This window comes from Salinirubellus litoreus, from assembly GCF_037335815.1.
GTDB lineage: Archaea > Halobacteriota > Halobacteria > Halobacteriales > Haloarculaceae > Salinirubellus > Salinirubellus litoreus.
Window position 1 is genome coordinate 4197392 of the sequence record NZ_CP147841.1, and the last position, 21926, is coordinate 4219317.

General features: G+C 68.2%; 18 protein-coding genes and 2 pseudogenes. 8 read left to right on the top strand and 12 right to left on the bottom strand.

Annotated elements, in window-relative coordinates:
• Window positions 1–3: 3 nt before the first annotated feature.
• The 11 genes from WDJ58_RS21005 to WDJ58_RS21055 all read right to left on the bottom strand — a co-directional run bounded on the left by WDJ58_RS21005 (window position 4) and on the right by WDJ58_RS21055 (window position 12543).
• Window positions 4–507: a metal-dependent hydrolase gene (locus WDJ58_RS21005; protein ID WP_338915267.1), complete on the bottom strand. Its 504-nt coding sequence runs from the start codon at window positions 505–507 to the stop codon at window positions 4–6.
• Window positions 500–1054: a hypothetical protein gene (locus tag WDJ58_RS21010; RefSeq protein WP_338915268.1), complete on the bottom strand. Its 555-nt coding sequence runs from the start codon at window positions 1052–1054 to the stop codon at window positions 500–502. Before WDJ58_RS21010 ends, WDJ58_RS21005 begins: the two co-directional genes overlap by 8 nt.
• A gap of 724 nt (window positions 1055–1778) precedes the next feature.
• On the bottom strand, window positions 1779–2261 hold the full coding sequence (locus WDJ58_RS21015; protein WP_338915269.1) for a hypothetical protein: 483 nt from the start codon (window positions 2259–2261) through the stop codon (window positions 1779–1781).
• 3 nt (window positions 2262–2264) lie between these two features.
• The gene (locus WDJ58_RS21020) at window positions 2265–2858 is read right to left on the bottom strand and encodes a DUF7342 family protein (protein WP_338915270.1); all 594 of its coding nucleotides are present in this window, start codon (window positions 2856–2858) and stop codon (window positions 2265–2267) included.
• Between the two features lie 226 nt (window positions 2859–3084).
• Complete coding sequence (locus WDJ58_RS21025) at window positions 3085–5388, bottom strand: nitric-oxide reductase large subunit (RefSeq protein WP_338915271.1); 2304 nt, start codon at window positions 5386–5388, stop codon at window positions 3085–3087.
• A 209-nt stretch (window positions 5389–5597) separates the two neighbouring features.
• Complete coding sequence (locus tag WDJ58_RS21030; RefSeq protein ID WP_338915272.1) at window positions 5598–6254, bottom strand: helix-turn-helix domain-containing protein; 657 nt, start codon at window positions 6252–6254, stop codon at window positions 5598–5600.
• A gap of 224 nt (window positions 6255–6478) precedes the next feature.
• Window positions 6479–7246 (bottom strand): hypothetical protein, encoded by a 768-nt coding sequence (locus WDJ58_RS21035; protein WP_338915273.1) that lies wholly within the window; start codon window positions 7244–7246, stop codon window positions 6479–6481.
• 154 nt (window positions 7247–7400) lie between these two features.
• The gene (locus WDJ58_RS21040; RefSeq protein WP_338915274.1) at window positions 7401–8093 is read right to left on the bottom strand and encodes a hypothetical protein; all 693 of its coding nucleotides are present in this window, start codon (window positions 8091–8093) and stop codon (window positions 7401–7403) included.
• A 517-nt stretch (window positions 8094–8610) separates the two neighbouring features.
• The gene (locus WDJ58_RS21045; RefSeq protein WP_338915275.1) at window positions 8611–9468 is read right to left on the bottom strand and encodes a hypothetical protein; all 858 of its coding nucleotides are present in this window, start codon (window positions 9466–9468) and stop codon (window positions 8611–8613) included.
• A 75-nt stretch (window positions 9469–9543) separates the two neighbouring features.
• Window positions 9544–10887, bottom strand: coding sequence for an arylsulfotransferase family protein (locus WDJ58_RS21050; protein WP_338915276.1), 1344 nt, complete (start codon window positions 10885–10887; stop codon window positions 9544–9546).
• A 279-nt stretch (window positions 10888–11166) separates the two neighbouring features.
• Complete coding sequence (locus WDJ58_RS21055; protein ID WP_338915277.1) at window positions 11167–12543, bottom strand: M20/M25/M40 family metallo-hydrolase; 1377 nt, start codon at window positions 12541–12543, stop codon at window positions 11167–11169.
• Window positions 12544–13031: 488 nt separating this feature from the next.
• On the opposite strand from WDJ58_RS21055, the gene WDJ58_RS21060 reads away from it, so the two are divergent.
• Both WDJ58_RS21060 and WDJ58_RS21065 read left to right on the top strand, forming a co-directional pair.
• Window positions 13032–13739 carry a universal stress protein gene (locus WDJ58_RS21060; RefSeq protein WP_338915278.1) on the top strand — a complete coding sequence of 236 codons (708 nt, stop codon included), beginning with the start codon at window positions 13032–13034 and terminating at the stop codon, window positions 13737–13739.
• 28 nt (window positions 13740–13767) lie between these two features.
• Window positions 13768–15951 (top strand): amino acid permease, encoded by a 2184-nt coding sequence (locus tag WDJ58_RS21065; RefSeq protein ID WP_338915279.1) that lies wholly within the window; start codon window positions 13768–13770, stop codon window positions 15949–15951.
• A gap of 492 nt (window positions 15952–16443) precedes the next feature.
• Here WDJ58_RS21065 and WDJ58_RS21070 read toward each other — a convergent pair whose 3' ends face one another.
• Window positions 16444–16815, bottom strand: a complete 372-nt coding sequence (locus WDJ58_RS21070; RefSeq protein WP_338915280.1) for a hypothetical protein — start codon at window positions 16813–16815, stop codon at window positions 16444–16446.
• A 230-nt stretch (window positions 16816–17045) separates the two neighbouring features.
• Between WDJ58_RS21070 and WDJ58_RS21075 the strand changes: the two genes are divergently transcribed.
• The 6 genes and pseudogenes from WDJ58_RS21075 (at window position 17046) to WDJ58_RS21100 (ending at window position 21900) form a co-directional block, all read left to right on the top strand.
• Window positions 17046–17474 carry a helix-hairpin-helix domain-containing protein gene (locus WDJ58_RS21075; RefSeq protein ID WP_338915281.1) on the top strand — a complete coding sequence of 143 codons (429 nt, stop codon included), beginning with the start codon at window positions 17046–17048 and terminating at the stop codon, window positions 17472–17474.
• 568 nt (window positions 17475–18042) lie between these two features.
• Window positions 18043–19917, top strand: a complete 1875-nt coding sequence (locus tag WDJ58_RS21080) for a S8 family serine peptidase (RefSeq protein ID WP_338915282.1) — start codon at window positions 18043–18045, stop codon at window positions 19915–19917.
• Window positions 19918–20055: 138 nt separating this feature from the next.
• On the top strand, window positions 20056–20289 hold the full coding sequence (locus WDJ58_RS21085) for a hypothetical protein (protein WP_338915283.1): 234 nt from the start codon (window positions 20056–20058) through the stop codon (window positions 20287–20289).
• Window positions 20290–20554: 265 nt separating this feature from the next.
• Window positions 20555–20821, top strand: a pseudogene (locus tag WDJ58_RS21090) (sugar phosphate isomerase/epimerase family protein); the annotation flags it as partial.
• Window positions 20815–21447: pseudogene (locus tag WDJ58_RS21095) on the top strand (Gfo/Idh/MocA family protein); the annotation flags it as partial. The pseudogenes WDJ58_RS21090 and WDJ58_RS21095, both read left to right, overlap by 7 nt.
• Before the next feature lie 213 nt (window positions 21448–21660).
• Window positions 21661–21900 carry a hypothetical protein gene (locus WDJ58_RS21100; RefSeq protein ID WP_338915284.1) on the top strand — a complete coding sequence of 80 codons (240 nt, stop codon included), beginning with the start codon at window positions 21661–21663 and terminating at the stop codon, window positions 21898–21900.
• Window positions 21901–21926 lie beyond the last annotated feature (26 nt).

Consider the following 21926-nt stretch of genomic DNA (forward strand, 5'->3'; position numbering starts at 1 on the left):
CGATCAAGACGATACCGCGTCCACGCCGACCCGACGAACGAGGAGCCAGGACCCGAGTGCGAGCCCACCTGTGACCACACTCATCCAGGGATCGGTGCTGTGATACACTCCTGGCGTCGGCGGGTAGTACCCCGTGAGTGGCCACAGAACTGGATACGAGTGCCCGCTGGCCTTGAGCAGGAGTGCATCGGCGACGAGGTGTGAGGCGGCCCCGAGCGCGAGGAGGCCGGCGACGCGTCGACGCTCGTCGCTCGGCACGAGCGTAACCCCGATCAGGACGGCGACGGTCGACCCACCGAGCGTGTGGACCGCCGACCAGTCGAACGGCACGCCCAGCAGGTTGCCGACGGTGGCGCTGTCGACGAGGAGATAGATCTTCGTGATGTCGGGGATGAACGCCCCGGCCATGCCGACGGTGACGTACTGGTGGGTCAGCCAGGGGTACCGCAGTCCGAGGAGCGTACAGAGCGTGAACGCGATGAACGCGTGTGAGAGGAGGTCAGGCATTTGTCGAGTCCTCCCGGAATCGCGCATAGAGCAACGCGAGCGGTGTGGTCGGCTCCGGGCGTCGCGTTATCGCCAGCGTCCGCCGGTCGATCGTCCAGCCCAGGGCGAGACGAGCGAGCGTCCACGCCCCGGCGAGGGCGGACACCCCGTACATGTAGGAGATGTTGGCTCGCGAAACGGCGACGCTGTTCGTCGCCTCGATCGTGTTCGCCGAGCGGAGCGTGCCGTAGACCTGGAGTGACTGGCTCGATCTGACCGGCGTCACGGATCCGGTGACGATGAACTCACGGCTGCCCGTTCGGTAGTGCGTGCCCGTCCAGTAAGCGTACTCGGTGGTGAGGACGACCGGGTCGGTCTGGAAGACCGAGCCGGTCACCTGGACGTGCTGGCCGACCGGGACGTCCTCGCTCGCGGCGATCCGGTCCGCCGTCAGCGGCTGGCCGTCCTGTGCGCCGGGTGGGATCGTGCCGAACCAGATCGCGAGGCCGGCGAGCGCGCCGACGAGAAGACAGATCGTGACGAGCCGACTCGGCAGCGACTCGATCATGGGTCCGAGATCCGACGGACGTGGCTAAGTCTCTTCGCTCTCCGAACTTATCGGTCGCATTTAGGAGGGATGGCGGAGACGTTGGAGATACGGAGTTGGCGATTCGTGCGGTCGCGCTGAACCAGTACGAGGCGAATCCGCATCCTCTAACACCGATATCGGAACTGCTGAGCGAATGGAACTCGGAGAGTTCGTCCGCTTTGTTACGGAGAATCGAGGAGAAAGCTCCGTGCTGTAGCGCGGGGATGAATCCGACAACAGGAACGCTACCCACGAGTTTTATAGCACTTGACAGCATATCGTAACGTAAGCACATCAGACGAAAAATGGAGTTGGTTTGGGGTCTCCGTCACCAAAACGCAACCCCGCGTCGGATGTTCTACTCAACCAGCGTGGGTGAGTCGGGTCGATGGCACGGCCTGTGAGGTGCAAGCGGATACCCAAGCACACCACGCCTCTTTCGAGGCCCGACGCACTACTCACAAACCACAGCCGAGACCACCGTGGTCTCGGTCAGGGTGCCTTCGGGGACGGAGGAACGGACTGCTGTCCCACGAAGGAATCCTCGCTCTGCAGGGCGGGGAGGATGTCAACCAGTAGACGCAGCTCGCGCTCATCACCGATGTTCTCGCCTAGCGAAGGTCAACCAGTCGATGTATGAAGAGCACGCGGCGAACCGGCTCGCCCCTGACGAAACTACCCGGGGAAATCGCTAACCCAGCTCTCAAGGCGGGTTCCGTCCCAGGTTGAGCGGCTTGAGCGAGTCCGAATGATAGGCAGTCCGCCACAGTTTGAGCACTGCACGAGCCACCAGTACCTCGGGTGACTGTTGTATACAGGACTCCTCGACGTCGTTTGGATCGGCCGATGCATCTGGTAGGGGGTGGTAGTGCTCTAATCCGGTGACGTGAATGTAGTCGCCACCGTGCGGATGTTTTCCCCAGCGAAGATTGACGTTCAGCGTATCCGTGTAGTGAAATTTGTAGTCGTCTTGGACCGTCCACTGGATGTCAAGGCGACAGGAGTCGGCACCGCAGAGGCCGTCGTCGAACCGTACTTCGAGTACGGTGGGGGTAAGGAGATCGTCTAACGTCGCCGCTGCAAGGGGTTCCTCGTCGTTGAAGACGTCACGGATGGTGAGGAGTGCAGGCCGATCGATAGCACCTCTAAGCGAGTGGCGCTCGCCTGGGCCACGAGTTCCGTTCATCTACTACGGTGTAGAGGTGTTCTCTTCGAGACGTGACGAGTCTCCGTCGACGAACCGTTCTGCGTTGGCGATCGAGAGCGCAGCGTTGGCGAACGCGAGGTTTCGACGCGTTGTCTGCCACTCTTGGAGTGTGTCCGGGTCGATCCCGCGTTCGTTCTCCGAGGCTCCGGAGAGTGTTTGGTTCGCTTGCTCGACTATCAGCTCCTCGGGAGATTCGACGCCGTACTCCGTCTGGAACTCACTGATCGTCTCACGCATGGCGGCGATACGGGTCACGAGTTCGTCGACGGAGACGTGAGAGAGAATGTCCGTCGCCTGTTCCATGACGAGCGACTCCGGCGACCGACGATAGTGCGTCCCGCCACGATCCCCCGTCGACGTGGCGACGAACCCCTCCTCTGCGAGTGCGTTGAGATGTTTCCGAGCGGTCTTCGGTGACGTCCGTGCATCCGCTGCAACCCTCTCGGCCGAGCGTGGGGAATACTCACGGCTAATGACTTCACGGACACGTTCATACGGCGTCGTCTCGGCCTCCCATTCTTCGCCGACTGCCTCGTTGACATCGTCGAATTTCCCGGGAGGGATGGAGTCCGTCATACATCAAACCAGGTTCTGAGGTAGTATAGATCTTTGGCAGGGTAGTATATTACTCATAGCATATATAGGCACGGGAGATCGGTTCGGCGTCGTCCGGGCCGGTTCGGAGTCCAGCGTGTGCCTCACAGGGATCATCGTCGTAGTTCATAGAGTTCCCGCCGAGAATCGTGCCGCGCGCGACCCACGCCGAACGGTCGAATCCCCCGGCTGGCTACGACGAGCCCTATCAGTCGTCGTCCTCCGTCATCACCCGGTCGGGGATCGTCCCACGTGTGGGGGCTCCGCTCGGTCGCGAAACCGAACGGAGCGTGAACCGCTTTACGACCATGTCGTACGCGAAGACGAGCGTGCCGAGGATGATCATCGTATCCCCGGGCAGGCGCGCCCAGAACAGCAGCTGGACGATCTCACCCTCGTAGAAGGCGAGACTCCGCGCGGCGGCGTAGCTCCCCGTGAACGCCGCGTCCAGTTGCAGGAACCCGACGGGCAGCACGGAGACGAACACCATCACCGCCAGTCCGAGGTTCCAGAGCCAGAACGCCCAGCGGAGCCGGCGTTCGGTCCACTCGCTCGGTCTCGTCGAGATGCGGAGCATGTAGGTCGCCATTCCCAGGGCCAGAAAGCCGAACGCCCCGAACATCGCCGCGTGGGCGTGACCCACGGTGAGGTAGGTCCCGTGCTCGTAGTAGTTGACCAGCGGGAGGTTGATGAAGAAGCCCAGGACACCGGCTCCGAGGAAGTTCCAGAAGCCGCTCGCGACGATGAACATGAACGGCAGCGTGTACGGGAACGTCTCGTCGCTCGTCGCCAGCGCGCGGTACTGGCCCATCGCCTCGAAGAGGATGAGGATCAGCGGGATGAGTTCGAGCGTCGAGAACACGGATCCGAAGGGGATCCAGACGTCGGGCTGGCCGACCCACCAGTAGTGGTGCGAGGCGCCGATGACGCCCGAGCCCATCACGAACAGCGCCTGAAACGCGACGGCCTTCTCGGCCGAGCGCTTGCGGAGCAGACCCATGCTCACGAGCGTGAGGCCGACGATGGCGACGATGAAGAACTCGAAGGCCCCCTCGACCCACATGTGGACCACCCACCACCGCCAGAACTCCGTCATCACGATGTTCGTCCGCGGCGTGTAGAGCATCCCCGCGACGAACAGGAGCCCGATCGACCCGCCGGCGTAGATGATCATGTGTGCGAGGCCGTACCGGGCCTCCCGTTCGAGCATCGGTCTGAACCCCCGCCAGACGAGCACCGTCCACAGCCCGAACCCGACGAGTAGCCCGACCTGCCAGAGCCGGCCGACTTCGAGGTACTCCAGCCCCTCGTTGCCGAGGATCCACCAGAGCGGGCCGTCGATGTAGCCCTGCGCACCGAGCCAGACCCCGGCGAGGCCGCCCACCGCGGCGACGACGAGCGCGCCGAGGAGGACGTGGATGAACGTCTTCTGCCGGTCGGGTTCGTGGTTCGTCAGCAGCGGCGGGAGGAACAGCCCCGCTCCGAGCCACAGCGCGGCGATCCAGAGGATCCCGAGATCGAGGTGGAACGTCTTCGCCAGCGCGAACGGGAACGCCTCGACGATACGGACGCCGAACACCTCCTCGACGCCGAAGAAGGCACCCCGCTCGACGTAGTAGTGTGCGAGGAGTCCACCCAGGAGCACCTGGAGGGCGAACAGCGCGCCCGCGAGGGGGATGAACCGGGTCGCCGCCCGCTGGCTGGGCGTCAGGCTGATCTCGTCGGGCGGCGGGATCTCGATCCCGCTGACCTTCGGCTCGGGGAGTTCGACCGCCTTGTAGAGCCAGACGCCGATGCCGACCGCCCCGACGAGGAGGACCATGCTAAGGACGCTCCAGATCATCGTCGACCCGGTCGGCGTGTTCCCGGCGGCCGGGCTGTAGGGCCACTCGTTCGTGAAGCTGTGATCGCTCCCCGGACGGTCGGTGTGTGAGATCCACGCCGTCCAGAGGGCGAAGTCGGCGAACTGTCGGGCCTCCCGCTCCGAGTCGACGAACCCCGCAGGCACACCGCGATCGAGCGACCCGTCGTGGTATCGCCGGACGTACGTGTCCCGGACCTGCCGGTGGGCGTAGACCTCCGCCGCGGAGTACTCGATCGTCTCGGTCCCCCGCTCGAACGATCGGTCGAGATCGCTCCGGACGAGGCTGTCGACGCTCGCCCGATCCGGCGAACTCAGATCGGCGTACGACTCGCCGTGACGCTCCCGGGCGTAGTACTCGCGCATGTGTTCCACCTTCAGGTCGAGCGCGTCCGCGGTGTAGTCGACGCCGAAGTACGCGCCGTTGCCCAGGATCGAGCCGTGGTTCATCAGACCGTTCCTCTGGAACACGACCTTCCCGTCCCGGACCTGCGTCTCGGTCGCGACGACTTCACCGTCGGGCCCGACCACCTCCTTGGGGATCGGCGGGATCTGCTGTGCGGAGTAGAACGCCCCGACACCCATCACGATCAGGTTGATCACGAACACCGCGACCAGGGCCTTCGCGATCGTTCCTCGGCTTAGCTCCATGACCGCGCGCGCATTCGCTTCGCACTAACTTCTAGGGGGCCTCGATTCCCGGACCTCGGGACCGGTACCGAACATGTTCCCCGGCTCGTTCACGGGTCCGGTCGAGGGGTGCACGAGTGGATCCGGCGAGCGATCCCTGCCTCGCTCGTGTGGTGGCGATCGGGAGTGCGTGCTCGCGAGACGCGGGCCCGCGGGTGTCCCACCCCATCTCACGAACCGATCGATTCGATCGTCGCGCTATCGACGTCTTCGAGGAACCGCTCGACGATCTTCCCCTCCGCCCGGTGTAACGTCTCGCTGCACGTCGATTTCGCGAGCCCGACGTCCGCCGCGAGTTCGGTGAGCGAGCACCGGCGGGGCGTGTCGTAGTAGCCCCGTTCGACGGCCGCGTGGACGAGGGCCAGCTGTCGGTCGGTCAGCAGGCTCTCGGGCTCTATGCGTCGACGGATCTCGTTCACCGTGAACGGGATCCCGAACTCCTCGAGCTGTGTCCCGAGTTCGGAGAGACGGTGCTGCGGTGCCGTTATCTCCCACTCGGCCCGCCCGTCCCTGATGGTGAACGGCATCTCCAGCGGGACGCCGGAGTCCTGGACGGGGAGGAGGAGGAGCGGCGTCGTCGTCTCGAACTGGAGGAGCGCCGTCCGCTCCGACCGCTGCAGGATCTCGAGTTCGGTGACCGAATCGCTGGCGTCGATGTCGGCGACGACCGCCGGTAGCTCGTCCGCCGTGATCTCGGCGAGACCTACGCCGGCGCTCTCGGCGGTGAGGGCCGCCAGTATACGGACGGTGGCGTCCGGATGGCTCCGGGAGACGTCGCCGATCCAGACCCCGTCGGGGATCGTGATCGTGAGATCGGCCTGTGGCATGGGACTCCGTCCGAACGTGTTCGGCCCCGACGCGGATCAGTGTTGGCGAACCCGTTCGTCTCTCCCACCGCAGCTGGAACGATTCACCGCTTCGACGCCGGGGACCGTCGGTACGCGGACGTCCGGACAGTCCATCGCGGGCGGCACAGGTCGTTCGGGTGGCGTGACCCCGTCGGGACGCGTCGGTCACCGGGGGTCGGGCCGGCCGTGAGACCGTCGGTTACCTACAGCGCGTCCGCGTTAGTGGTGCCGGACGATCCGCCGCCGCGGCCGAGCAGGGGCTCGTCGCGCAGCTGGAGGAACGCGTCGGCGAGGACCCCGTACATCAGGACGAGGAACACCGAGGTGGCACCCATCGAGGCGAGCTGTCCGACCAGCGGATCGGCCAGCGAGAGGGCCGAGCCGAGGGCACCGGACACGCCGCCGACCACCGCGAACAGGACGACCAGCGCGAGCACCCGCCAGCGGTCGCCGCTGGCGAGCGCCCAGCTCCGCCGGAGCGCGGCGACCGGCCCGCGATCCTCGACGGCGACCGCGAACACGGCGAACTGGAAGCTCACCGCCAGGAACAGGCCCGGAACCACGAGCAGAGCAAGCCCGAGCGGGATCGTCACCGCGAGGACGAGGTTGACGACGAGCAGGGAGAGGAGTCCCCGGCCGAGCCGGTGGGTGAACGCCTCCGCGGGGAGCGAGCCGAGCGCCGTCGTGTCGCGGGCCAGCAGCCGGGCCGCGACGAGGAACACCCCGGTGCCGAACAGGAACGACGCGACCAGGAGCACGAGCGCCCCGTCAGTCGACAGCGGGAGGCTGAAGCCGATCGACCCGACCTCGGCCGGGTCGACGCCGCTCGGGAGCAGGTTCACGACGACGGTGTTCAGCGCCCCGAGGAGCGCGAACTGGTACAGTACGGTCAGTGCGAGTATGGCGAGCCCGCTGGTCGACGCGCTCCGTCGCGCGCCGCGGCCGAGGGCGTCACCGAGTTGGAGGGCCATACCCACCCGTAGTCGAGGGGTTTCCATCAACCCGGGGGACGCTCAAAATCCACTTTTACCGTGTGGGAGCCTCCCAGTCGGAGGGATTCACCGGGGGAGTCCGCCCGGAACCACAAACCGGCCCGCTGGCCGTTCGCATCCCTCGCGGATCCCGCTACGTGCTCGCGGCCGCGGCTGACGGGGTTCCGGTGGGGGTCGGGGTCCGGGTGTCGTTGGCGGTATCGGCCGCCGCTCGGATCTCCTCGGGGATTCGCGGCGTCGGGGGGAGGTCGACCGGCGTCGGCTCGAAGCGATAGGCGAACTCGTAGCGGCGACCGTCGACGGCGGCCGTCCCGACGATGCGCTCGGTCGCCGACCGGATCAGGCCGTCGCCGGTGACGCGGACCGTCGCCGTGTAGTTCGCGACGTCCGAGGTCTCGTACAGTTGACCGCCGGCGTACCGGTCGGCCCGGAGCGTGAGGAGTTCCGTCCCGTCGACCGTCTCCGCGTCGACGACGGTGAAGTTCCCGCGCTGGAGCGTGCCGCGGAGCGGGTTCGTCGCCGTCGAGAGCCCGCGGAGCGACCGGTCGAACACCGCGGTCCGGTTCCGCCGGTCGTCGAGCGTGACGTTCCCGTTCACGGCGGTGTACTGACCGACCGTCGTCTCGTTCGCGGCGATCACCGTCACCGTGGCTCGCGTGCCGTTCCCGGTGGCCGTTCGCGACTGCGAGACGTACCGAACCCGGGTCAGGTTCGCCGTCGCGGCCACCTGGGCGGTCGCGAGGACGTGACGGCCACCGGCCGTCGCGTTCGTCGTGTGTGCCGCCACGCCCGGCGTGGCGACGGCTCGCGCCCGGTGAACGTCCATCACGGTCGAGACGTTTCGAACACCCGTGGTAGCGATCCCGGCGGAGAGCCGTTCGGCGATCTCCGGAGGCGGGGTCGATGTCGAGGTCGGCGTCGACGTCGAAGCGGGTGTCGGGGGCGCCGTCGGTGATGCTGTTGGTGACGCGATCGGGCTATCGGTAGAGGGATCCGACGGGGAGGGGGTGGCGTCCGAACCGGACAGGCCGCCGCAGCCGGCGAGACCGAGGAGCACTACCACACAGAGCGTCAGTACGGTGTGTCGCGACCGTCCGTCGAGGGAGGGCACACGATGGACGTCTCGTGAGCGGCGGAAAAACGCTACGAGTCGCGGTTGGCGTCGACGGTGAGGCCACGCCTCCCGAGTCACGGGAGCGGGTCGGCGTTCGGTGTTCCGGAGCTGGTGTCCTCGGTCGGAGAGGTGACCGAGGAGATCCGTTCGGCGGAGTGATAGTGCGGCGGACGCCGGATCGAGACGTCCTCCGGGGCCGTCGGTACGGTTCCCCGACGGGCCCCGGCGGTCAGGCGACCGCTCCCTGCGTACTCGACGGGGACTCCGCCGACCCCGCCGGGGCGAGCGTCCGGTAGAACGCGACAGAGAACACGAGGAACAGACCCCCGAGGAGGCCGAAGACGACGTTTCCGACCACGGTGATCGCGACGGTGGCGGGGAGCCCCAGGTCGGGGAGCGACATCGACACCGGGACCTGCGTCGCCTGCGCGGACAGGAGCATCGAGGGGACGCTCCCGAGGAGCCCGAACAGCAGGCCCGTACCGAGGACGAACAGCGAGTAGCCGAGTACCGACGCCAGGTTCCGGCGGACCAGGCCGACGCTGCGCTTGAACCCGCTGATAGCGGATTCCCCGTCCAGGATGATGGCCTGCCCGTAGAACTGGACGAAGAACAGCGGGACGAACAGCCCGACGAGGAACACGACGGTAGTCACGAGGAACATCGCGAGGAACAGCGGACCCGACGACCCGGAGGGCCCGCCCGACAGGATCCCGATCCCGGCGATGGCGGCGATGCCGAGGAAGCCCGAGACGAACCAGAAGACGAGCAACACCCCGATCAGGAGGAGGTACGCCCCCAGCATCGACGTGTAGTGGCGCTTGCCCGCCTCGACGAACGTCCCGAGGCCGGTCGTCCCGTCGAGCGCCTCGGCGGCCATGCCGAGCAGTCCGCCGAAGACGAACGGGGCGACGACGAGCGCCGCGAGCGAGGAGGCGGCATCAACCGCGGTCGACACGGACGGCCCGGCCAGCGACGCGAACTGGACCGGGAGCTGGAGCAGCGAGAGGACGAGGACGGTGCCGGCGACGACCGGATTGCGCCGGAGGGCGGTACTCGCAGCCTGGAGGGACTGGACGACGGCCATACCCCTCGCTTGCCGACCGGCCCGAAAAAGGGTTGCTCTCGGTGAAAACGCCGTTTTATCCTGATTTGAGATCCATCAGCCGAACCGATCGAGCACCCGGAGGCTCCACCCGGACCAGTACAGTTCGAACGCCACCCACGTCACGGCGGTGGAACCGACGACCAGCGCGGCGAGGAGCCCACGGAACGTCATCCACGCGGGCGCGGCGTAGAGGAGCCCGTTGACGACCGGTCCGGTGAGAAAGGCGACTACCCACGCCAGTCCGGTCGTCCGTTCCGTTCGATCCGTTCGGTCGGCCTCGGCGGGACCGTCCGTGTCGGCAGCGAGCGCCGCTTTGCTCCGGCCGGTCGCGCTCTCGTCGCCGGTCTCCAGCCGTTCGGCCTCGTACGGCGTCGACACGTCGGCGCGCCAGATCACCTCGTCGTCCTCGTCGAGTTCGATCACCCGGTTGCCCTGCGAGTCGGTCACGAGCGTGTGGCCGCCGGGAAGCCGGTCCGCGTCGCGGGGCCACCGGAGGTCGTCGTCCCGCCAGGTCCAGACCTGCCGCCACTGCCCGTCCGTATACTGGTACTCGACGACCCGGTTGTTCTCCGAATCCGCGACGACGACCGCCGGGCCCCCTCGCTCCGGGGGGATGTAGTCGGGGTTGTGCTGCTCGTAGAGGACCCCGTAGGCGTTCTCCGCGCCGAGCGTCCGGTTCGCCACGAGACCGTCGTCAGGGTCGAGGAACACGATCCGGTCCTGGTTGCGCAGACTCACCATGACGCGGCCGTCGTCGAGCGACTCGACGTCGTTGAGGTGCGTCCAGTCGCCGGACTGCCCGCCACTATCGGGATCGAGGTCGTCGACCGCTCGCCACTCCCACTCGATCGCGTCGGTCGACGTGTTAAGCACGAAGACCCGGTCCGTCGAGATATCGGCGACGAGTAGCCTGTGTTCGCCGATCCGGTCGACGTCGTGCCAGATGTCCCAGTCGGTCACCGTCGAGTGCACGCGCTCGGTCTCGCCGGTCGAGAGGTCGACCCGTTCGACCGCGACCTCGGCACACCCGTCCTCGAACGTCCCGTTCGAACGGGCCTCCAGCGCTTCCGGGCACTGCTCGTACCGGCTGCCGGCGACGTACAGCACCGTTCGTGACCCCGGAGGATCCGGGTCGACGTCGAAGTAGTTCCCGTACGAGTCGTTCCGATACAGGGTCCGCCCGTCCGCGGTGAGGGCGACGATCGCGGCGGACCCACTGGTGCTACCGGGCGGGTCCGTCGTGATGACGGTGACGTTCCCCCGCTCGGTGGGTCCCGTCCGATCCACGGTCACGGCGGGCGCGTTCGCCGCCGTCGGTGCCCAGTCGAGCGCGAGGATCCCCGCCGAGGCGAGCAGCACGGAGATCAGCACCACTCGTATCGCGGTGCGCCTGCCCATCCGGCTTCGCGTCCCCGTAGCTACCCCTGCGGGTTAAATCGGGGCACTTCCCGGGCCGGGGACCCCGGGGCGTCCGGTTCGGCGGCCGGCTGTTGGCGTGGCCGGATCGCTGCGCGACGGGACTGCTGGCCACGGAGTTCGAGGAAAGGGATCGCACGAATGGGCTCCCGGCTAACCACCATTCCGGCCGATCCGTACCGACCGCCGTCGACGGATCCCGATGGGAAAACCGGAGCCCTTCGAGATCCGGACCGGCCCCTGTGCCGTCGACGCCCGTGTTCACGCCGAGTCGGCGAACCGACAGAGGAAGGCCGCACTCGTCCGGATCCCGTTCTCGAAGCAGTCGAGGTCGAGGTGCTCGTTCGGCGCGTGGTTGTTCTGGTCGGGGTTCGCGTACGGGACGACGAGCACCGGCACGTCGGCCAGCTCGTCGACGTTCCGGAAGAACGCGGCTGGGAGGCTCCCCCCGAGGACGGGGAGTTCGACGACCTCCTCGCCCCAGACCTCCGTGAGGGTCCGTCTGACGTCGTCGGCCACCGGCACGTCGACGGGCGTCCTGGTCGGCGGGAAGACGGACAGTTTCTCCACCTCGACGTCGGGGTTGACCGCCTCCACGTGCGCGTGGATGGCGTCGAAGACGGCGTCCGGGTCCTGATCGGGCACGAGCCGGCAGTCGATCGTCGCCGTCGCCTGGTGGGCGACGATCGTCTTCCCGCCCGGTCCCTGGTAGCCGCCGGTGAGGCTGTTGACGTTGAGCGTCGGCTCCAGGAGCAGGCGTTCGTAGTAGGGGCGGTCGGACGCGAAGTGCGTCAGCCCGAGCTCCTCTTTGATCGCCGCCTCGTCCGTCGGGATGTCGGCGACCAGTTCCCGATCGGTGTCGGTCACCGACACGCCGTCGTAGAACCCGTCGACCGCGATCCTGTCGCCGGCGTCGACCTGCATCGAGTCGATCACCTCGATCAGTTCGTTCGTGGCGCTGGGGACGGGCCCGCCGAAGTTGCCCGAGTGCAGGTCCGAGTTCGCCGTCCGGTGGGAGAGTCGCAGCATGAGGATGCCCCGGTGGCCGTAGATGAGCGTCGGCCGTCGCGACCGATGCATGGGGCCGTCGGCGATGTACACGAGGTCGGCGTCGGCGATCTCCGACGCCTCCGAGTCGAGGTACTGACGGAGCCCGGGGCTGCCGCTCTCCTCGCCACCCTCGAGCAGGAGTTTGACGTTCGCGGCGGGGAAGGCGTCCGCGGCGAGGAGCGCGTCGACCGCGAAGGCGTGTGCGCCGAACTGGCCCTTGTTGTCGCCGGCACCGCGGGCGTAGATGCTCCCGTCGCGGACCGTCGGCTCGAACGGCGGGGAGTCCCAGTCGGTCTCGTCGCCGACGGGCTGGACGTCGTAGTGCCCGTAGAACACGACCGTCGGGGCATCGGGATCGGCCGGAATCTCGGCATAGACGAGCGGATCGTGGTCGGTCGCGACGAGCCGCCAGTCCTCGAAGCCGTGCTCGCCGAGGAACCGGCCGACGAGCGTCGCCCACTCGTCCATCGGTTCCCCCGTCGAGGAGACGCTCGGCTGTCGGAGGAGATCGAACAGCGCGTCCCGGTAGTCGTCGAACCGCGCGTCGATGGCCGCGTCGACCGGGGCTGGAAGGGGGTCCGTCGTCATGGTCAGTTGGGAGCGGATCGCGGGCGGGACTGTCGCGCTGACGTCGCCACGGACGGGACGCGGGTCCCGGATGGGGGGATATCTGCGAGTGTGGTGATGGTGGTCATGGACACAGGCGATCGATCGGCCGTCGGGATGAAGGTATCGTCGAGGAACTCCCCTCTGGTGCTCCCGACGTTACCCCCTCCAGCACGGAGGCCGTGTCGGTCTCCACGGACTCCGACGGGACCCGCCGAACGGGGTGCGTGCGAGGTTCGGTCGACCGGCCCCGCGCCCGTGAGTCGACGCCCCGGACCGTGGACGTCGACTCGTGCTCCCCCCCTCCGAGCTCGCCACACCCACGTCGTCCGTGGCCGCGAGCGCACGGTCGGGAGCCCGTCGTGTCGATACCCGGATCTCCCGCGTCGCTCCGACCGGGCGGCGGGGTCCGGGGTGCGTGTGGTCGGCCCCTGCGAAGACCTAAGACCCATCGGGTGAGTCTCGGTACCATGGAACGGTCCGGCGAGCTGACGATACTCGTCCCGGTCGACGTCTCGGCGAACGAGCCGCCGTCACTGGGTATCCTCGACCGCATCGGCCCGATCGAGGTGGTCATCCTCGGGTACTTCCCGGTCCCGGACCAGGCCGAGCCGGCGCTGATCAGGGAGGAGTACGGTCCGGAGGCCGCGGACAGGCTCGAGACGATCGCCGACGCCCACCATGGATCCACGGCGGTGCTCGTCTTCACGCACGACCGGGAGGCGACCATCGACCGCATCGCGGACCAGCACGGCTGTAACGCGGTGCTGATCGCCGGCGAGACGTCGGCACTCGACCGGATCCTCGTCCCGCTCCGGGGCGATGTGAACCTCGATCGGATCCTCTCGGTGGTCGCCGACCTGCTGCTGGCCGGCGAGGAGACCGCCACGCTGTTCCACTCGGTCGCCGAGGGCGCGGACCCGAGCGGGGGCGAACTCCTCCTCGTGGGGGCCGTGGATCGGCTGGTCGAGTACGGGGTCGATCGCGACCGGATCGACCGGCGGCTGTCGGAGGGCGGCGACCCGCGGACCGACATCGTCGAGTTCGGAGGCGAGTACGACCTCGTCGTCCTCGGCGAGACCGAGCCCTCGCTCCGCGAGCGTATCATCGGGGACGTCCTCTCGGGGATCGTCGACGACGTCGAGGTCCCGGCGCTCATCGTGAGGGACGTCGAGTGATCCGACGGGCGAGCGTCGAGGGGGAGCCATGAGCGCCGAGGGCGGCGAACTCGAGCGGACGCTCGGCTTCCTCGAGGCGATGACCCTCGGCGGGGGGACGATGATCGGTGCCGGCATCTTCGTCCTCCCCGGCATCGCGGCCGAGACGGCCGGGCCCGCGAGTTCGATCTCCTACGCCATCGCCGGCTTCGTCGCGCTGCTCGCGGCGCTCTCGCTCTCCGAGCTGGCGACCGGGATGCCGATCGCCGGAGGGAGCTACCACTACGTCAACCGCGCGCTCGGCGGTCTCTTTGGAGCTGTCGTCGGCTGGGGGATGTGGACGGGGCTGATGTTCGCGAGCGCCTTCTACATGATCGGCTTCGGGCAGTACCTCGTCGAGCCGATCCCCTTCCTGGACGGGCGTGTCTTCGTCGTCGGCCTCGGACTCGTGGGGCTGGTCCTCCTCCTCGGCGTCAACTACTACGGGACCGAGGAGTCGAGCGCCTTCCAGAACGTCACCATCGGGGTCGAGACCGCCATCGTCCTCGTCTTCGTCGCCGTCGGCGTGTTCTTCATCGAGCCCGGGAACCTCGAACCGTTCGCCCCCTTCGGTCCCCGGGGTGTCCTCGCCACGACCGGGATCGTCTTCATCTCCTTCCTCGGCTTCGAGATCATCGCGACCGTCGCGGGCGAGATCAAGGACCCCGGTCGAACGATCCCGCTGTCGATGATCCTCTCGGTGGTGCTGGTGACGGGCCTCTACGTGCTCGTCATGCTCGTCAGCACCGGCGTGATCCCGTTCGAGTCGCTGGGGGAGTCGCCCATCCCGGTCTCGGACGTCGCCGTGGTCTATCTCGGATCGGCGGGCGTCGTGGCGATCGTCTTCGCCGCGGTCATCGCGGCCATCTCGAGTTCGAACTCCTCGGTACTCGCGGCCTCGCGCGTCATCTACGCCATGGGGCGGGACGGGGTCGTGACCGACTGGTTCAACGTGAGCCACCCGCGGTTCTACACGCCACACCGGGCGATCGCGGCCACCGGCGGCGTGACGGCGCTGCTGATCCTCGCCGGCCTCGAGGTCGAGGCGATCGTCGCCCTGCTGGCCGAAGCGGCGAGCTTCAGCTTCCTCGTCGCCTACTCGCTCGTCCACGTCTCGCTCGTCGTCTTCCGACGGGCCGACCCCGAGGGGTACGACCCGTCGTTCTCGCTGCCGCGACCCCTGTACCCCGCGGTCCCGATGCTCGGAGTGGTGCTGTCGGTCGTCGTCGTCTCGCAGATGGCGACCCTCGTCGTCGTCATCGGGTCGGGGATCGTCGCCCTCGGGGTCGTCTGGTACGCCGCCTACACCAGGGGGCGCGTCGTGAGCGAGGGACTGCTCCGCGAGGCGATCCGTGGGGAGCCGGCCCAGCCGTATCGCGTCGTGGTCCCGGTGGCGAACCCCGAGACCCAGCACGACCTCCTCCGCCTGGCGGCGGCCAGCGCGCACGCCAACGAGGACCGGGGGACGCCCGAACTCGTCGCGGTCAACGTCACCCCGGTCGCCCACCCCTCGCCGCTACAGAACGTCGAGGCCGACCGGGCCGAGCACGGGCGCGACCTGCTCGAGAACGCCCACGAGATCGCCGCCGAGATGGAGATCGACCTCCGAACCAGGGCGGTCGTCGCCCCCGACGTCGGCGAGGCGATACTCGACGTGCTCGAATCGGAGGACGCCGACGAGGTCCTCCTCGGTTGGGACGGGACGCTCGAATCCGAGGGCCACGTCTTCGGCGCGACGGTCGACTCGGTCGTTCGAGAGGCCCGCTGTGACGTCGCGCTCGTCGACCTCCGGGGTGGGAGTATCGGAACGCCCGTCGCGCTCGTCGCCCCGGGTCCCAACGGCCCGGCCGTCGCACACCAGGCCGTCGAGTTCGCGACCGTCGACGGCACCGTTCCGGTCCTGCTGAACGTCCAGCCGTCCGGTACCGGGGACGAGGCGGCGGCCGAGGAACGGGGTCGAGCGGTCGTCACCGAGGCCGCCGAGGCCGCCGGACTCGATCCCGACGAGTACGATATCGAGATCGTCGTCGCCGACGACGTCGGGACGGCGGTCGTCGAGGCGGCGGGCCGGTACGACACCGTCTGCGTCGGGCTCTCCGGACGGACCGAGGGCTCGCGGATACCGTTCGGGACCGTCACCGAACGGGTCGTACGGGAGGGTTCGGGTAACGTCGCCCTGATACGGGGGGCGTAGCTGTCCGAGATCCGAGGGTCGCTCCCGGGCGATCGCCACAGCGAGTCGTCGACCACGTGGAGCGTCGGGGACGACGTCGGCCGTCGACACCCGGAACGTCTCGAACCCGAGGTCGCTCGACAGGGGACTGTACCCATCGGGAGCTCTCGATACCGGACTTAGCGAGCCTTTTGTTCGTGGCTCACTCGGAGATGAATGGCGGGCTGTCATCGCGTCATCCGTCACAACGGCACTCTGGCATACCGGGCCCCGGCCGACGCCCCGCCCCTGCGCCCGCCACCGTCACACCGGGGGCGGCCGGGCCCGACATATTCGAAGGAGGGCTCCGCCGCGTCGGAGCGCCAGTTATCGAGGGGCTCGCCCCGCCAGATACGCGTCTCGTTCGATCGGCTCTGCCGGAGATAGAGACGAATTTCCCGACCCAAGCCGGCATACGAGGGGGACCCACGCTCGTTCGATTCGGCCGAACGTCGAGGGGCGCGTCGGGGACGGTCAGGAGTTCACGTCGACGCTCACGACCCGTCCGTCGTGTTCGACGTAGAACGCGTCGATCGGGACGTCCTCGGAACGCACTCGGTCGGTCGTCGTCTGCACGGAGGCGGATCCCGTCCGGAGCGCCTCCTCGACGACGGCCCTCACCGGACTCTCGCCCGAGAACTCCGAGAGTGCGTACACCTCCCCGTCCGGGGGCGGGGCGTCGACGACCGTCGCTTCGAGCACGACCGTCGGGGAACTCGTGAGGCCGACGAGGACCAGGCCGACCAGCGAGAGGACACCGACCCCGAGAACTGCCAGGATCGGGTATCGGACGGATTCGGGGAAGACCTCCAGATCCGGTACCATCGGGAGGCTGTTCGAGTCCACACGTCGGTCGTGCGTACCGACCGAGAAGTGTCTTCGGGCTGGCGGTGCGGTAACCGGGCGAGAGCCGGACACTACGATCTGATCGCACGCTCGAACGGACGGATCCGTGATCCCCCTCCGCTCCGAATGGAGCGAGGGACTCGACGCTGCGTCATCCGACGACCCCGGCAGCCAGGGACGCAGGAGCAGCCCCAAGACACATCTTCGCCCCTCGGGTACACGCGTTAGTTATGGCGAACTCCCACGATATCGACGAGCGGTTGACGGTCGTCTGTACGGACGGCACGACGATAGGCTGTGAGAACTTCAAGGCGATCGAGAGCGGGGTCCTGCTAACCGAGGACCTGAAGAAGAACCGAGTGTTCGGGTTCGTGAACCACGACGAGGTGCGGTTCGTTCTCCCCTCCGAGACCGCCGCAGGGATCGTCGGCGACGGGACGGCGGACGAGGGGTTCGAGGACCCGCTGATGCAGCTGCCCGGCCTGGGTTCACGATACGCACAGAGACTCCGGTCTGCGGGGTATACGTCGATCGGCGAACTAGCAGACGCCGATCCGGCCGTGCTGGCCGAGGAGACCGGAGCGAACGAGAAACGGACCTCCGAATGGGTCGAACGGGCCGGGGAGATGAAGAACGCGGACGGGTCGGACGACGCCTGAACACGGCGTGGCGGACCGGGGCCACACCCGGACCGGCCGCCGATTGGCCCGGTTGGCGGGAACTGTCCCCTCCTGCCCGCCGTCCGAGCCGGGGGAGATGGTTCGTCGGTGGGCACTGGGACGGACGGACCGGGAACCCGAACGCCGAGCCCTCCCGTGTATCGACCAAACGTTATCTATCGAGGGCGGATACCGGTAGAGAGGTGTGAACGACTCCACCGAGCTCGTCTCGATTACCCTCCTCGTTCTCCTCGTCACGGTAGTGGCGCACGCGGCGCTCGAACCGGGGCTAACGCGAACCGATACGGGGAGTGCCGGTATCGACGACGGAGGAGAACTCGTACACTCCGCGCCCTCTCCGCGCTCCAGTGTCGACCGAGCGAGCGGTCGAACCGATGGTCTGCAGCGTCTCACTCACGACTCGCTCGGTGTACCGTCCATCACCATCTCCCCGTCTCGACCTGACCGTCCACGGGAGCGAGCAGCCACACTCGGTAGTCCGCTACTCGCGTCCGCCTGTGTGCCGAGCGGCGTCTGTCCCGAACCCGGAACCCGGACGTCGGTGGGGGTGCAACCCCGACCGCGGGATCGGACACCGTACGGGATCGAGACCGTCTACGGCAACCCGAACCTCACGCGGACGACCGGCGGCGAGGGCGTCGACGTGGCCGTCCTCGACACGGGCGTGGCGACGGAGCATCCGGACCTCCGCCGTCGCGTCGATCGCTGTCGCGACTACACCGTCGACCCGATCCGGTACGACTCGTGCGACGACGACAACGGACACGGGACCCACGTCGCCGGCACGGTGCTGGCCGACGGGGGGCCGAACGGGACCGGGATCTACGGCGTCGCACCGGACGCGGACCTGTTCGCGTTCAAGGTCTGCACCGCCGACCGGCGCTGTTCGTCGATCGACCTCCGGGCCGCGATCCGCGACGCGGCCGACGCCGGGGCGGAGATCGTCGTGCTCAGCCTCGGCGGGCAGCGAACCCAGCACGTCCAGTCGGCCGTCCAGTACGCCCACGAGGAGGGCGTGCTCGTCATCGCGGCGGCGGGCAACGGGGGTCCCGATCTCGACACGATGAGCTACCCCGCGGCCGACGAACTCGTCGTCGGCGTCGGGGCACTCGAGCGGGGACGGGCCGACGTGCCGATCGAACCGGGGAACTACCGGGTACCCGATTTCTCGTCACGAGGGCGGGACGGACGGTCGTTCGAACGGGACGACGGGTACATGGAGGTCTCGGCACCCGGCGCAGGGGTGCTGTCGACCTGGCCCGGCGGCTACACGGAGCGAACCGGGACCTCCGCGGCGACCCCACACGTCGCCGGGCTCGCAGCCAGGCTCTGGCCGCTGACGAGCGACCGGGACGGCGACGGACACAGACACGAGGACGTCCGGCGCGTGCTCCAGCGACGGGCCCCGGACTTCGACGTGACGGAGGGGGAGTACGCACGCGAGGGCTACGATCCGGCCGCGGGACTCGGACTCCCGCAGATCGAGCCGCCCCGGGCGCGGATCACGCAGTCGCCGTCGACGCCGACCGAGGGGCGGACGGTGAGATTCAGTGGCGCAACATCGACGGCACCGGACAGTACGATCCTGAGCTACGAGTGGGACTTCGACGGCGACGGGACGATCGACGCCCGCGGCCGGACGGCCACGGTCGTCTTCACCACCCCGGGGCGGCACACCGTGCGGTTGCGGGTGACCGACGCCGACGGCGCGAGCCACACGACCACCCGGACGATCCGGGTGAACGCCGGGCCGACCGCGGCGTTCTCGTCGCGCCCGTCCGTCCCCGTACAGGGTGAGACGGTAGCGTTCGACGCCTCGGCGTCGAGCGATCCGGACGGAGCGATCGTCGCCTACGAGTGGGACTTCGACGGGGACGATGTGCCGGACGCCCGGGGCCGGACGGCCGCACACCCGTTCGAGACGTTCGGCACCCATCCCGTCACCCTTCGTGTGACCGACGAGGACGGCGCGCTCGATACCACCACGCGCTCGGTACTGATCAACGACGTTCCCGCCGTGTCCTACGTCGGGCCGACGGAGATGCCCGCAGGGACGCCCGTGACGCTCACCGCCGCGGTCACCGACGAGGTCGGGTCGATCACGGTGACCTGGGAGTTCCCCGACGGGATCTCCGCTACCGGAACCGCCGTCACCCACAGCTTCGAACCCGGCCAGCAGGTGGTCACGGTGATCGCCGAAGACGAGTACGGGGCGCGGACGACGGAGGAGGTCACTCTGACGGTACGGGCGACTCCCACGCCGACCATCGCGCCGACCGAGGAGACGACGGGGCCGCCGGGGACGGACGACCGGACGAGGACCGCGACGACGACGGGATCCGGTCCCGGATTCGGCGGGGGCGCGATCGTCGCGTTCGGAGTGCTGGCTCTCCTGGCGGCCCGACGGTCCCCGGTCGGGTAGGGTGCGGGCACCCGTCCGTACCTACCGGGAACGAGTCACCGACGGATCACCGGGAGCACTCTCGACTGCCGCTCTCGTCACTGGCGATCTACCCTGCGAGAGCGTCGGGGTTTTGTCGCTCCTCGTCGATACCCGTCCATGGCCTACGTGGTCGAGATCACCGAGGCGGCGGGCGACGCCAACCCGGCGGTCGCCGAGTACCGCGCGGAGGTCGGCGAGCGGGTCCGCTTCGAGTCGAAGGCCGACGCGGACGCGCTCGTCGAGAAGTTGAACGACGAGGGGACGGGTACCGTCCGACTGCGGAGCGTCCACGAGGACCACCCGCTCGAAGAGGGCCAAGACCCGATCGACGGCTACGTGGAAGCGGCCTGATACCGAGCGTCCCCGCCGTTCCTCGATCCCCCCTCGGCGATCACCCGGTGGGCCCCGTCGGGATAGCTCTGGGCGACAGCGCATGTAACTCCTCGTGGACGAACTCGCCCCGGACCGTGACCGACGTGGCCGGCGTGCGAACGGCGTGGCATCGGGCAGGAGCCCGAACGTATGAAGCGGCAACACAGTTCCGGGATGTCGAGTCGGGGTCGGGCGGGTGGGGCCGGACCTCCAGGTTTATTTCGGGCCAGACGCAGGGTCACACATTAATATTGGAATTATGACAATTGCGCTCGGTGATGAGTCGCTCCCGGACGCGCTCGAGTACCTCGCGGGGCTGGGGGTCGACGCGGTCGAACTCGGCTGTGGCGGGTTCGTCGGGGACGCACACCTGTCCCGGGAGGAGTACCTCGACGAGGAGGAGGCCCAGGGGGAGCTGCTCGAACTCGTCGCGGAGCACGACCTGCGGATCAGCGCGCTCGCGACCCACAACAACCCGCTCCACCCCGACGAGGACCGTGCCGAGCGCGCGGCGACCTGGGCGCTCACTCGATCGACCTCGCGGGGTTCCTGATCGGACAGGTGGTCACGAGCGTCTCCGGGCACCTCCGGACGTTCGTCGACGAGCGGCCCGTGTCCGACGAGGACGACGACGCGGCAGACGAGACGAGCGAGGGGGGAGACGAGCAGGAAGACGGAGGTGACGAGCGCGAGACCCGACCGGTCACCGTCGACGACGCGTTCACGGCCCAGGCGGAGTTCGAGGGCGGCGCGATGGGCGTCTTCGAGGCCTCGCGGTTCGCCACCGGCCACAAGAACGCCAACGTCATCGAGATCAACGGCTCTGAGGGGTCGATCCGGTTCGACCTCGAACGGCTCAACGAACTCGAGGTGCTCGGGGCCGACGACCGGGGGTTCGAGACGGTGCTCGTCACCGACTCCGAGGAGGACGACCCCTACGTCGACCGCTGGTGGCCCCCGGGCCACGTCCTCGGCTGGGAACACGCGATAATCCACGAGAACTACGAGTTCCTCTCGGCCGCGGCCGCCGGCGAGCCCCACGAACCGGACTTCGACACGGGGCTGGCCGTCCAGCGGGTCCTCGACGCGATCGAGCGGAGCCACGAGCGACGGGAGTGGGTCGAACTCCGAGGGTAGTTCACCCGTCGTGAGTGCCGCCGTATCGTCTTCCGCTCCTCGGGGCTCTCCGGCACCAGTTTCGAGGGGACGGAGCGGAGTCCCTCGGAGCGGGAGTCGACCCGGGTCTCGACGAGAGGACCTCCGTCCCGGTCGGCGATCAGCCAGGGTTCGAGCCGAGCGAACGCCCGACCAACCCGAAACTACTTCGGACGCTGACGGGACGGCTTGGGCATGCTCTACCCCCTCCAGCAAGCGCCGATGAGCGCGACCGGAGCGTTCGACCCGATCGGGACCGCTGTCGTCCTCCTCGTGACCGTGCTCGGGGCCTACGCCGCCCGCCAGAGCTGGCTGCAGTACCAGCAGGACGTCAGGCTTCGGTGGGTGATAGCGGGCGGCCTCGGGGTCTCCCTCGCGGTCCTGGGGACGGTGTCGCTACTGCTCGACCTCGCCGCCGTGCTCGGCCTCCTGTAGACGGATCGACGGGGACGAAGCTCCTT

Bases quoted from the DNA above. Each gene is read 5' to 3' on its own strand.
- WDJ58_RS21065 (WP_338915279.1), top strand. From the start codon at position 13,768: ATGAGCGCCGAGGGCGGCGAACTCGAGCGGACGCTCGGCTTCCTCGAG.
- WDJ58_RS21035 (WP_338915273.1), bottom strand. From the start codon at position 7,246: ATGGCCCTCCAACTCGGTGACGCCCTCGGCCGCGGCGCGCGACGGAGC.
- WDJ58_RS21040 (WP_338915274.1), bottom strand. From the start codon at position 8,093: ATGGACGTTCACCGGGCGCGAGCCGTCGCCACGCCGGGCGTGGCGGCA.
- WDJ58_RS21005 (WP_338915267.1), bottom strand. From the start codon at position 507: ATGCCTGACCTCCTCTCACACGCGTTCATCGCGTTCACGCTCTGTACG.
- WDJ58_RS21015 (WP_338915269.1), bottom strand. From the start codon at position 2,261: ATGAACGGAACTCGTGGCCCAGGCGAGCGCCACTCGCTTAGAGGTGCT.
- WDJ58_RS21060 (WP_338915278.1), top strand. From the start codon at position 13,032: ATGGAACGGTCCGGCGAGCTGACGATACTCGTCCCGGTCGACGTCTCG.
- WDJ58_RS21050 (WP_338915276.1), bottom strand. From the start codon at position 10,887: ATGGGCAGGCGCACCGCGATACGAGTGGTGCTGATCTCCGTGCTGCTC.
- WDJ58_RS21020 (WP_338915270.1), bottom strand. From the start codon at position 2,858: ATGACGGACTCCATCCCTCCCGGGAAATTCGACGATGTCAACGAGGCA.
- WDJ58_RS21025 (WP_338915271.1), bottom strand. From the start codon at position 5,388: ATGGAGCTAAGCCGAGGAACGATCGCGAAGGCCCTGGTCGCGGTGTTC.
- WDJ58_RS21055 (WP_338915277.1), bottom strand. From the start codon at position 12,543: ATGACGACGGACCCCCTTCCAGCCCCGGTCGACGCGGCCATCGACGCG.
- WDJ58_RS21075 (WP_338915281.1), top strand. From the start codon at position 17,046: ATGGCGAACTCCCACGATATCGACGAGCGGTTGACGGTCGTCTGTACG.
- WDJ58_RS21030 (WP_338915272.1), bottom strand. From the start codon at position 6,254: ATGCCACAGGCCGATCTCACGATCACGATCCCCGACGGGGTCTGGATC.
- WDJ58_RS21085 (WP_338915283.1), top strand. From the start codon at position 20,056: ATGGCCTACGTGGTCGAGATCACCGAGGCGGCGGGCGACGCCAACCCG.
- WDJ58_RS21010 (WP_338915268.1), bottom strand. From the start codon at position 1,054: ATGATCGAGTCGCTGCCGAGTCGGCTCGTCACGATCTGTCTTCTCGTC.
- WDJ58_RS21100 (WP_338915284.1), top strand. From the start codon at position 21,661: ATGCTCTACCCCCTCCAGCAAGCGCCGATGAGCGCGACCGGAGCGTTC.
- WDJ58_RS21045 (WP_338915275.1), bottom strand. From the start codon at position 9,468: ATGGCCGTCGTCCAGTCCCTCCAGGCTGCGAGTACCGCCCTCCGGCGC.